Annotated in this window: 8 protein-coding genes; 6 read left to right on the forward strand and 2 right to left on the reverse strand. The window is 54.2% G+C overall.

What is annotated here, in order from left to right; all coding sequences use genetic code 11:
* The first annotated feature begins 603 nt into the window (after nucleotides 1-603).
* Together U8T64_RS06330 and U8T64_RS06335 are read left to right on the forward strand one after the other, a co-directional pair.
* The gene (locus U8T64_RS06330; protein ID WP_322182063.1) at nucleotides 604-1071 is read left to right on the forward strand and encodes a hypothetical protein; all 468 of its coding nucleotides are present in this window, start codon (nucleotides 604-606) and stop codon (nucleotides 1069-1071) included.
* 132 nt (nucleotides 1072-1203) lie between these two features.
* Nucleotides 1204-2481: an O-acetylhomoserine aminocarboxypropyltransferase/cysteine synthase family protein gene (locus U8T64_RS06335; RefSeq protein WP_322182064.1), complete on the forward strand. Its 1278-nt coding sequence runs from the start codon at nucleotides 1204-1206 to the stop codon at nucleotides 2479-2481.
* Nucleotides 2482-3168: 687 nt separating this feature from the next.
* Here U8T64_RS06335 and U8T64_RS06340 read toward each other — a convergent pair.
* Entirely contained in the window at nucleotides 3169-4977 is a 1809-nt protein-coding gene (locus U8T64_RS06340; RefSeq protein WP_322182066.1) for a sensor histidine kinase, read from the reverse strand.
* Nucleotides 4952-5659: a response regulator transcription factor gene (locus tag U8T64_RS06345; protein ID WP_322182068.1), complete on the reverse strand. Its 708-nt coding sequence runs from the start codon at nucleotides 5657-5659 to the stop codon at nucleotides 4952-4954. Before U8T64_RS06345 ends, U8T64_RS06340 begins: the two co-directional genes overlap by 26 nt.
* 322 nt (nucleotides 5660-5981) lie before the next feature.
* Between U8T64_RS06345 and U8T64_RS06350 the strand changes: the two genes are divergently transcribed.
* The 4 genes from U8T64_RS06350 (at nucleotide 5982) to U8T64_RS06365 (ending at nucleotide 10403) form a co-directional block, all read left to right on the forward strand.
* Entirely contained in the window at nucleotides 5982-6839 is an 858-nt protein-coding gene (locus U8T64_RS06350) for a polysaccharide deacetylase family protein (RefSeq protein WP_322182070.1), read from the forward strand.
* Between the two features lie 192 nt (nucleotides 6840-7031).
* Nucleotides 7032-7526 (forward strand): COG2426 family protein, encoded by a 495-nt coding sequence (locus U8T64_RS06355; protein WP_322182072.1) that lies wholly within the window; start codon nucleotides 7032-7034, stop codon nucleotides 7524-7526.
* A 1-nt stretch (nucleotide 7527) separates the two neighbouring features.
* Nucleotides 7528-8772 carry a BaiN/RdsA family NAD(P)/FAD-dependent oxidoreductase gene (locus tag U8T64_RS06360; RefSeq protein WP_322182075.1) on the forward strand — a complete coding sequence of 415 codons (1245 nt, stop codon included), beginning with the start codon at nucleotides 7528-7530 and terminating at the stop codon, nucleotides 8770-8772.
* A 35-nt stretch (nucleotides 8773-8807) separates the two neighbouring features.
* The gene (locus U8T64_RS06365; RefSeq protein WP_322182077.1) at nucleotides 8808-10403 is read left to right on the forward strand and encodes an NAD(P)/FAD-dependent oxidoreductase; all 1596 of its coding nucleotides are present in this window, start codon (nucleotides 8808-8810) and stop codon (nucleotides 10401-10403) included.
* Nucleotides 10404-11224 lie beyond the last annotated feature (821 nt).

The following is an 11224-nucleotide window of genomic DNA, read 5'->3' on the forward strand; positions in this document are numbered from 1 at the left end:
TTCTGAACGAAGTGAAGAATCTCGTCCTTCTTCCTTTTCCCGGAATAAAGGTCGAGATTCTTCGTCACTATGTTCCTCAGAATGACAGTGGGGAACTGTTCGGTAAATTGGAATTTAGCGTGTTAGTCGTTAGTTATTAGAAAGGGAAAAGGCTTCCCCTTGTCATTCTGAACGAAGTGAAGAATCTCGTCCTTCGCCCTTTTCCCGGAATCAAGGACGAGATTCTTCGTCACTTCGTTCCTCAGAATGACAAGGGAGAATTATCCGCTAAACTACAATCTAGCGGCGAATCGTTCACTTTCCTTCTGTCATTCTGAGCCGCTGAAGGCGGTGAAGAATCTCGTTCTTTGCTCTTTTACTCAGAAATGAAGAACGAGATTCTTCAAGAAAGTGCAAAAGCTATAGCTTTTGCACTTTTTGCTTAGCAATGGCAGTGGAGAACTAACCGCTAAACTATTATGCCTCGTGGTTGCCACGGCAGAAACCGTATTTACAAATTTCGGAATTTGGAGTATGATAAGCTTTAAGGTTTATTAAGTATGTGGGAATACAGTGGTCGGTAGGGCAGCGCCCCTGCGGCGTATGCTTTCAGGAGGATCAAATATGCTGTATTGCGAAAAATGCCGTTCCATTTGTCCTGATTCCACCGAAAAATGCCCTGCCTGCAAAAGCGTCAGGCTGCGGGCAGTAAATGGGGAGGATATGGTTCTGCTGCACCGGGCGGATCAATACACCGCCGGGCGGCTTGCGGAACAATTCGATGAAGCGGGCGTCTTATACCAGCTGGAGCCCTTCAGTAAGGGCAAAACCAGTTATCTTTATGATTGTGAAGTGATGCCCACCGACAAAAATATCTATGTGCGCTATGAGGATCTGCCCGCGGCAAAGGAGTTTTCCGCTCAGATGAAGGCGGAGCTGGAGCAGCAGGCCGGGGAAGAGGAGTTCGAGGAAATGCCCCGGAAAAAGCGAATCCTTGTGCAGGTTTTATCTCTTCTGGGCTTTTTCCTGCTGGTGATCCTGGCCGTGTTCGGCGCGGACGCCCTGGCGAATTGGCTGAAAAGTATTTTTTGAAATCTATTTGGCAGGCAGTTGAAGGTAACCTTGTAGGGACCGGCCTCCGGACGGTCCGCTATCATTTACAGTATCCACGGACCGTCCGGAGGCCGGTCCCTACATAAATAACAGAGAAAGGAACGAAAAAGCATGGCGGATTACAAGCTGGACACGTTGTGTATTCATGCGGGCTACAAGCCCGGAAACGGAGAGCCCAGAGTGGCTCCCATTGTACAGAGCACCACTTATACCTATGAAAGCTCCAAGGAGATGGGAGACCTTTTTGATCTGCAGGCGGATGGCTTCTTCTATACCCGTCTGGGGAACCCCACCAACGATGTGGTGGAAAAGAAAATCGCCGCGTTGGAAGGGGGCGTGGGCGCGCTGCTCACCTCCTCCGGGCAGGCCGCTTCTCTGATGGCGGTTTTAAATATCTGCACGGCTGGAGATCATGTGGTAAGCTCCAGCGCCATTTACGGCGGCACCTTCAATTTGTTTTACAAAACCATGAAGGAAATGGGCATTGAAACCACCTTTGTAGCTCCCACCAGCACGGTGGAGGAGATCGGCGCGGCGATTCGGGAAAATACCCGCTGCGTGTTTGCGGAAACTCTGGCGAACCCTTCTCTGGCGGTGGCGGACCTGGAGACCTTTGCCCAGGCGGCGCACCGGCACGGCGTACCGCTGATCGTAGATAATACGTTCCCCACGCCTATGAATTGCCGGCCGATTTCCTTCGGCGCGGATATTGTGGTGCATTCCACTACAAAGTACATGGACGGCCATGCGGTGCAGCTGGGCGGCGTGATCGTGGATTCCGGCAAATTCAACTGGGAAAACGGCAAGTTCCCCGCACTGACTCAGCCCGATGAATCCTATCACGGTGTGATCTATACTAAGCAGTTTGGCCCGGCGGCCTATATCGCCAAGGCCCGCTGCCACCTGATGCGGGATATCGGTGCCCAGGCAGCCCCCATGAACGCCTTCCTGCTGAACCTCGGCCTGGAAACACTGGCCCTGCGCATGGAACGCCACTGCGCCAACGCCCAGGCTGTGGCGGAATATCTGAAAGCTTGCCCCGATGTGGCCTGGGTCAATTTTCCGGGCTTAGAAAGCAGCCCGGATCATGCCCTTGCCGGGAAATATATGCCTCACGGCATCTGCGGTGTGGTATCCTTTGGCTTAAAGGGCGGCAGGGAAGCGGCGGTGAAATTTATGGACAGCCTGAAAATGGCCTCCGTTGTGACCCATGTGGCGGACCTGCGCACCTGTGTGCTGCACCCCGCCAGCACCACCCACCGCCAGATGAACGACCAGCAGCTGAAGGAAGCAGGCGTTCCCGCCGATCTGCTGCGGCTTTCTGTGGGCATCGAGAACATCGAGGATATCCTGGCCGACTTAAACCAAGCCATCGCGGCGGCGAAGTAGCGGCAAAGAGCTGCGAGTTCATGGCACACTGCCGTAAAGGCGTTTTGACCCGATTGTAAGGCAGCGGATAAATTGGAATTTTGCGGACTAGCGAATAGTACTAACCACCTTGCCTCCCCTGAAAGGGGAGGGGGACCACCGTCAGGTGGTGGAGAGGTTCCAACTCGCTGGAAGCCCGCATAAAACCTGTGCTTTTTTGCCCTTCTTCGGAACCCCTCAGTCACGGCTTTGCCGTGACAGCTCCCCTTTCAGGGGAGCCAAGGAGTGTCATATAAACTATAATTTAACAGCAAGCCGCTTTCTTTCCTTTTGTCATTACTGAACAGAAAGCAAGGAAACCTTGCTTTCTCTGTGAAAAATCTCGTCTTTGTCCTTTTGCTCTGGAATTAAGGTCGAGATTCTTCGTCAAGAAATCTATAGCTTTCTACGTTCCTCAGAATGGCAAAGGAGGTAGCTTGCCCTTCTCTAACGACTAATAACCAACAGCTAACAACTAATTCGCTAACCTATCATTTACTGTGCCCTACCTTTTTCCTTCACTGCGCCGCATAACCGAGTATCGCTCAGTTATTTTTACACCACTATTATCCGGAGTCCAGTATTTGACCCATAAAAGCAAACAAAAGCCTCCCCGGCTGGCGTACTGCTGGTTTTCAGCATACGCAGCCGGGGAGGCTTTCTGTTTTTTTATTTTTCAGAACCCGAAGGCTGCTCAAAACCATCGGGCCCAGCAGGGCCGTCAAAATGATTTGGCAAAACCGGCGGCGCTTCCCGGGGGGTGGGAGACAGGCCGGGAATCTCCTGTGAGCTTGGTTTCCCCGGTACATGTTCCGCCGCGGGGACAGCGGTTTGTGCCGGGGAAACAGGCAGGGGAGCCGGAGACACCAGGGGGAATTCCACCACAGTGATAAACAGGTCTCCGTCCGTATGCACGGTAAAGCGCCCGCCGCAGGCTTCAGTAAAGCTTTTGGCGATGGAAAGGCCCAGGCCGCTGCCCTCGGTGGTGCGGTTCTGGTCGCCCCGGACAAATCTTGCGGTAAGGTCCTCGCCGTTCATGGTGATCTCATTTCGGGAGATATTCCGAATACTTACCACCGCGTTTCCGTTTTGGGCGATCAGCTGCAAATAGACCCGGGAACCCTCCAGAGAATATTGAGTGCAGTTGCGGATCAGGTTTTGAAACACCCGGTACAGCCGCTGTCCATCGGCGTGGACCAAAAGGGGAGCGTCCGGGATCTCCACCCGCCAGGTCAGTTGGGCGGGCTGCAGGGTCTCCTCCATTTCCGCCAGGGTCTGTCGCAGCAGCTTCCCCAGATCCAGATCCTCCAGATCCAGGTGAATGTTTCCGGTAGCCGCCTTGGAAACCTCAAACACGTCCTGTACAATGGAGCTGAGACGATCTGCCTTTCGGGAGATCGTGTTTACATAATCCATGACAAGCGGCGGCAGATCAGGCTCCTTTTTGATGAGCTCAATATAGCTGATAATGGAGGTCAGGGGCGTTTTGATATCGTGAGATACGTTGGTGATCAGCTCCACCTTGGTGCGGTCCGCCTTAATGCCCTCCTCCACGGCCTTTTGAATGCCGATGCGGATCATATTCAGCTGCATGGAGCAGTCGTATAAATTGGAGGTGGGGGGCACATGGTTCACTGCGTCCAGATTCCCGCCGTACATTTCGGCAATCTGCGCCATCAGAAAGTTCCAGTCCCGCAGATCCTGCTTTAAGGCGAAAACATACCAGAGAATGGTGCCTCCCACGCCGATCACCGCAAACAGCAGTGTGAAGAAAAGCAAAGCCTCCTGGAAGGAGAAGTATCGGTCGGAGCTGTTGATCCATAGAAAAATCGTTCCAGACAGAAAGATGATCCCGATCACCACGCCCAGGCAGGAATACAACCGCCGCAGGCTGCGCTGCTGGAAGGTGGACATTCCCCGGTAGCCGTTCAAAGCCTTCAAAACAGAATGGATAATATTATGCCGGAACAAGCTTTTGTTGTAGCCGATATCCAGGCACAGAAAGTACAACAGAAGAATACCGGTGCACAGGGTGACAATGCCAAAGGGCGTTACCGCGGTGCTGGCGTCGATCGCCAGGCTGAACAACAAAAGTAAAACAATGCACAGAAGCTTTACCTCGATCCAGATCTTGGAAAACCACCTGGCCAGATCGGCCTCCAGCTTTTGCCGATCCTTCCGAAAAAGAAACACCGGAAGGATCACGGCAATGGAAAGAGCGAGAATGCTGAGAATTTGAACGGTAAATTCATAGAGCGCCTGCTGAGAGTGCTGGGCGGCCTCGGCAGAGGCTTCCAAAGAGACCGAGGAAGAGGAAAAGCCGCTGAAAAACTCGGCGATACGGGCCTGCAAAAAGGGATCCACCGCTACCATGACCAGGCCTACGGTCCCCACGGCGATGCCGCACAGCATCGTGATCAGGCACAGCCAGGAAACGACGCCCTTGAGGGTATTAGTGCTTTTCGATTTTGTAGCCAATGCCCCACACCACCTTTAAGTATTCCGGCTCGCTCGGGTTGAGTTCAATTTTTTCCCGGATACGGCGAATATGCACCATCACCGTGTTTTCCGTGGAATAGGCGGATTCGTTCCAGATTTTGGAATAAATTTCCTCGGCGGGGAAAATGCGGCCGGGGTTTCGCATCAAAAGCTCCACGATCTTCGTTTCCGTGGCGGTAAGCTTTACGGGCTCTCCGTCCGCATACAGCACGTGTTCGTCCAGGTTGAAGGTGAGTCTGCCGTTTACAATGGTATTTTCTCCGCTTGCGTTGATATCTCCCAGGCTGGTGTACCGGCGCAGCTGAGATTTTACCCGGGCGGTGAGCTCCATGGGGTTAAAGGGCTTTGTGATATAATCGTCAGCGCCCATGGAAAGGCCGATTACCTTATCGCTGTTCTCGCTTTTGGCGGAAAGCACAATGATGGGCAAATTTTTCCGTTCCCGGATTTTCATGATCGCAGAAAGGCCGTCCAGCTTTGGCATCATCACGTCAATGATGACGAGATGGATCTCCTTTGTCATGGCAAGATCCAAGGCCTCCAGGCCGTCATAGGCCTTGAAAACCGTATAGCCCTCGCTTTCCAGGTTCAGGGCGATGGCCCGCACGATCTCTCTGTCGTCATCGACCACCAGAATGTTTTTATTGTCCAACGCGTCCATAGCAGGAGCTCCCTTCAAATAATATTGGAAAAATCAGACCGCGCAAGGCCCGTATCGGATTTGGAATTTAATAAAATCAAGGCAGCACCTCACAAAGATTGTGCGCAAGAGTTAATCGTGTACAAAGGCCTCTGGCCGGTCTTTGTGCGGTGCTGCCTTAAGTATACCGGCGCTTCCTTAAAAGTCTGAAAATGAATCCTTACAAAAATCATACAGTATTTTGGGCGCGGACGCAATGGGAAGGTGATATTTCCCCGGAAAAAAACATAAAATGGCACAGGCTTTGCAGGAAAACAGCTGGAGAAAAGCGGGAGGAACGCATATGAAGGAATTTTTAAGGCTGCTGAAACGGCGCAGGGGCGTACTGATCTCCACCTTTGCGATTTTGGTGATCTGCGGGATCGTCACCGCTGTGGCGGCGGGAAACGGCGGCGCGCTGTTCACTTCCGGTGAGATCACAAACTGGGGTCTGAGCTTTCAAAAGCAGGGAGAAGCACCTGTGGGAAACGCCTCTTCTGAATATTTGGCGCAGTACGACGCTCTCTACTGTAAGGATCCCGCTGAAAAAAAGCTTTATATCACCTTTGACGCGGGCTTTGAAAACGGCAATACGGAGAAGATCCTGGACGCTTTGAAAAAGCACGGGGTAAAAGCCGTCTTTTTTCTGGTGGGAAATTATTTTGAGACCCAGCCGGATCTGGTAAAACGCATGGTAAGCGAAGGCCATACGGTGGGGAACCACACCTACAGCCACCCCGATATGTCTGCCATCGCGGACGAAGCCAGCTTCCAGAATGAGCTTGAGAAAAACGCCCGGCTGTATCAGGAGCTGATCGGAACGGAAATGCCAAAGCTATACCGCCCGCCCCAGGGAAAATTCTGCGAAAATAATCTGCGAATGGCACAAAAGCTGGGGTATCATACCGTATTCTGGAGCCTTGCCTATGTGGATTGGTACGAAAACGACCAGCCCACAAGAGACGAGGCCTTTCAAAAGCTGCTGCCAAGGGTGCACCCCGGCGCGGTGGTGCTGCTGCACAGCACCTCAAAAACCAACGGCGAAATTCTCGATGAGCTTCTCACCGAATGGGAAAAGCAGGGCTATACCTTCGGAGACCTGGCCGGAGAGCTGCTGGGCACATCAGCTCCACAGCAGCTTCCCTTCGGGCTGTGGCAATAAGCTATCGCCGGAAAACCCGTTGTTTGTCAAGGAAAATCAGCGGCAAGATGGGAGTAATGCTTCAGCCTCTACCGGAAAAAATGAAAACAAAAAAGAAATTCAGGAAATAATTCCCAGGGAGAAATATCTTCCTGGGAATTCCTTGTAAAATGGAAAGACTATAAGGAAAAAGAAAAGGGAAGTGGTCATACCATGGAAGGGATCGTTCAGGCGCTGGTCAATTTTTTCAGTGAAACCATTCCGGCAGAGCTTACGGTGTTTCTCCTGTCTCTCATGCCGATCATCGAGTTGCGGGGCGGCATTCTGGCGGCAAAGCTTTTAAGCGTAGAGCTGTGGCCTGCCTTTTTTATCTGCCTGGTGGGCACCTTGCTGCCCACGCCCTTTATTCTGCTGTTTATCAATAAAATTTTTGATTGGATGCGGAATACCCGGCTTGTAAAGCTGGTAAACCGCATGGAGGAAAAGGGCAGGAGTAAATTTGATAAAATCAACCGCTATAAAACCCTGGGGCTTATGATCTTTGTGGCCATTCCCTTGCCCGGCACTGGGGCGTGGACAGGCTCTCTGGCAGCGGCGCTGATGAAGATGGATCTCAAATCCGCCATGTTGTCCGTAGCCCTGGGTACGCTGATTGCCGATATTATCATGTGCGTTCTCTCTTATGGCGTGCTGGGACTGGTGATTTGAGATGAAGCGGGTTCAAATTGCCGTAGTGGGGGCGGGAGCCTCCGGCTTGATGGCCGCCGGGAAAGCCGCCCGCTGTCTGCGGGAGCGGGGGAAAGCGGGCCAGGTGATTTTGCTGGAGGGGAACCCCCGCCCCGGCAAAAAGCTTTTGGCCACGGGGAACGGACGGTGCAATCTGACAAACCTTCACATTTCCCCGGAGCGGTATCACGGCGACGCGGAGGCGGCAAAGGCGGTGCTGGCCCGGTGGCCCTCCCGGCAGGTCATGGAGGAATTCGGAAGCCTGGGGCTGATCTGCACCAGCGACAGCGAGGGCCGGGCATATCCCAACAGCCTCCAGGCCGCGGCGGTGCTGCAAGTCCTGTGGAGCGCCTGCGAGGAGGCGGGTGTGGAAACAGCCTGGGGCTTTGAAGTGCGCTCTATTGCTCTTAGGCAGAACGGATTTTTGCTGACTTCAAAAAGCGGCGAGACCCTGTTTGCGGAAAAATGTATTCTGGCCTGCGGCGGTATGGCGTCCCCCAAGCATTCCTGTGAGGAAAAGGGGTATGGGCTGGTAAAAGCCCTGGGGCATACGGTAACGGAGCTTTCTCCGGCGTTGGTTCCGCTGAAAACCTCTTCCAGGCTGTGCCGTTCTCTGAAGGGAAACCGCTGTAAGGCAAAGGCGGCTCTGTACCGGGGAGAGGAAAAGCTGGGAGAAGAGCAGGGAGAAGTGCTGTTTGGAGACGGTCAGCTTTCCGGTATCTGTATTTTTGATCTTTCCTCCCGGCTGGGAAAGAAATGGGAACATACAGAACTTCGGCTGGATCTGCTGAGCAGGTTTTCCGTGCAGGGGATCACGAATTACCTGAAGCAGCTGCGGAAAAACCGCCCGGCACTGCCTGCGGGCGAGCTGTTTTCCGGCGCGCTGAATTTGCGGATCGGCCAGGAGCTGGTAAAATGCCTGGGTTTCTCCCGGGAAATGCCGATCAGCAAGCTGTCTCCCCAGCAGCTGAAGCAGGCGGCGGAAGCGGCAAAGGCGCTGCGGTTCCCCATAACCGGCCCAGGTTCCTGGGAAAGCGCCCAGGTAACGGTGGGCGGGGTGCCCCTCAGGGAGCTGGAGCTTTCCCGTATGGAATCGAAAAAATGCCCCGGCCTGTATTTGACAGGGGAATTGCTGAATGTAAACGGCGACTGCGGCGGCTTTAACCTGCATTGGGCCTGGGCAACCGGCCTGACAGCGGGGCAAAGCGCGGCGGCCTCCATCAAATAAAAGTCCATAATTAACAACCGGAAGGGGTGAACAAAATGCTGAAGCTTACCGGCCTTTCTCTGGACCTGGATTTTTCCGGGGACGATCTGAAGCGGGCGGCCGCTAAAAGGCTAGGGCTGCCGGAACAGGGAATCAGGGAAGTGCGGCTGGTGAAAAAGTCTCTGGACGCCCGGAAAAAAGAACAGCTTCACTTTGTTTGCGCCGTGGAGGTCTCCATTGAGGGAAAGGAAGCCCGCGTTCTTTCCAGGGTGAGGGATCAAAGCGTGCAGCGGGCCGTGCCCTATTGCTATCAGCTGCCGGAAAGCAAGCCGCTTTCACAGCCTCCGGTTGTGATCGGCTTCGGCCCGGCGGGGCTTTTCGCCGCATTGATTCTGGCTCAGTGCGGCCAGCGCCCCCTTGTGTTGGAGCGGGGCCTTCCCGTGAAGGAACGGGAAAATTCCGTGAAAAGCTTTTGGGAAAAGGGACAGCTGGATCCCGAATCCAACGTGCAGTTTGGTGAGGGAGGCGCGGGCGCTTTTTCCGACGGCAAGCTCACAACCGGTACCGGAGATCCCCGCATTCGCAAAGTGCTGGAGGAGCTTGTAAGGGCGGGCGCGCCGGAGGAAATTCTATTTGAAGCGAAACCCCACATCGGCACGGACCGTCTGCCCAGAGTAGTCAAGGCTATTCGGGAGCAGATCATTTCCCTGGGCGGCCAGGTGCGCTTTTCCACAAGAGTCACCGGTTTTCGGCTGCGAAACGACAGGCTGTGGGGACTGGAACTGCAAGGCCCTGGCGGTCCGGAGGTTTTGGAATGTGACCGGGCGATCCTGGCGGTGGGCCACAGTGCCAGAGATGTGTTTGAAGAATTGGAAGGCCTAAAGCTGCCGCTGGAAGCCAAGGCGTTTTCCGTGGGGGCCAGGATCGAGCACCCGGCAGCTTTGATCGACAAAGCCCAGTACGGTCTCTTTGCCGGACACCCAAGACTCGGCGCGGCGGATTACAAGCTTTCCTGCCATTTGGATAACGGCAGGGGCGTGTATACCTTCTGTATGTGCCCCGGCGGCACTGTGACCGGGGCGGCCTCCGAGCCCGGCGGTGTGGTGACAAACGGCATGAGCGCCTGGGCAAGAGACGGAGAAAACAGCAATTCCGCCCTTCTGGTAGGCGTTTCCCCGGCGGATTTCGGCGGGGCAGGGCCCCTGGCCGGAGTGGAATTTCAGCGCCGGATCGAGCGGGCGGCCTTTCAGCTGTCAGGGGAAAGCTATCATGCCCCCGCGCAGAGAGTGGCGGATTTTTTGCGGGGAGTTCCCACGAAAAGCTTCGGCAGGGTGCTTCCCTCCTATCAGCCCGGCGTAATCCCCGGCTCGTTGGACGATTGCCTGCCGGAGTTTGTAACGGCTTCCATGCGCCAGGCCCTACCCCTGCTGGGAAAGCGGCTTTCTGGCTTCGATAACGGCGACGCGGTGCTCACCGCCCCGGAAACCAGAAGCTCCTCGCCGGTTCGCATTCTGCGAAATGAAAAGCTGCAATCCCCCCTTGCCGCAGGCCTGTTCCCCTGCGGCGAAGGCGCTGGATATGCCGGAGGCATCGTCTCCGCCGCCGTAGACGGTATCCGCTGCGCGGAAGCGCTGCTGCGGGAAATGCGATAAAATAGAATGAGGAATGAGCAATTAGAAATGAGGAATTGAAGGTCAAGGGTAAGGCGTTGTAACCAACACAGGCGTTGTAACCAACGCCTGGTAAATTGAAATTTGGCGGCGAGGCGCCGCGGCCACTCGTGAAGCTGCTTGGTGCAAACGGACAGTTTCCAGCCCGACCACAACCAAGCAGTTAAATTGGAATTTGTGAGACTGACAAATAGCAGTAACCCTTGCCTCCCCTGAATAGGGGAAGAAGGTTGCTTTGCAACCTTCTGGGACCACCGTCAGGTGGTGGAGAGGTTCCAGCTCGCTGGAAACCCGCACAAACCTGTGCTTTTCTGCCCTTCTTCGGAACCCCTCAGTCACGGCTTTGCCGTGACAGCTCCCCTTTCAGGGGTGAGCGCGTCCCGGTGGGACGCTGATGCGAACCGACCGAGCCGACAGGCGAGAAAGCCAAGAGTAACTGCTAAACTATAATTTAGCGGTTATCCACCTGCCTTCCTCCTGTCATTCTGAACGAAGTGAAGAATCTCGCCCTTTGTCCTTTTCCCGGAACCAAGGTCGAGATTCGTCGTCATTTCGTTCCTCAGAATGACAGGGGGAACTGCTCATTTACCGAGCGTTGCAAGCATCGCCTTGCCCTTGCTTTTCATTGCTCATTTCTCATTGCTAATTGCTCATTATATCTCTCTCCGGCACCTGAATGTAATCTAACAACTCCATGTTTCTTCCGCCGTCTTGCGCTTTTTCGAGAAAAATGCTATACTAGGGCGTGTTCACATAAGATAAGTGCACGGATTTTCGAGCAAAATTTTGCAGGATACAAGGCA

It is taken from the genome of Neglectibacter caecimuris (assembly GCF_034335015.1).
Lineage (GTDB): Bacteria > Bacillota > Clostridia > Oscillospirales > Acutalibacteraceae > Acutalibacter > Acutalibacter caecimuris_A.

Bases quoted from the DNA above. Each gene is read 5' to 3' on its own strand.
- U8T64_RS06365 (WP_322182077.1), top strand. From the start codon at position 8,808: ATGCTGAAGCTTACCGGCCTTTCTCTGGACCTGGATTTTTCCGGGGAC.
- U8T64_RS06355 (WP_322182072.1), top strand. From the start codon at position 7,032: ATGGAAGGGATCGTTCAGGCGCTGGTCAATTTTTTCAGTGAAACCATT.
- U8T64_RS06335 (WP_322182064.1), top strand. From the start codon at position 1,204: ATGGCGGATTACAAGCTGGACACGTTGTGTATTCATGCGGGCTACAAG.
- U8T64_RS06360 (WP_322182075.1), top strand. From the start codon at position 7,528: ATGAAGCGGGTTCAAATTGCCGTAGTGGGGGCGGGAGCCTCCGGCTTG.
- U8T64_RS06350 (WP_322182070.1), top strand. From the start codon at position 5,982: ATGAAGGAATTTTTAAGGCTGCTGAAACGGCGCAGGGGCGTACTGATC.
- U8T64_RS06345 (WP_322182068.1), bottom strand. From the start codon at position 5,659: ATGGACGCGTTGGACAATAAAAACATTCTGGTGGTCGATGACGACAGA.
- U8T64_RS06330 (WP_322182063.1), top strand. From the start codon at position 604: ATGCTGTATTGCGAAAAATGCCGTTCCATTTGTCCTGATTCCACCGAA.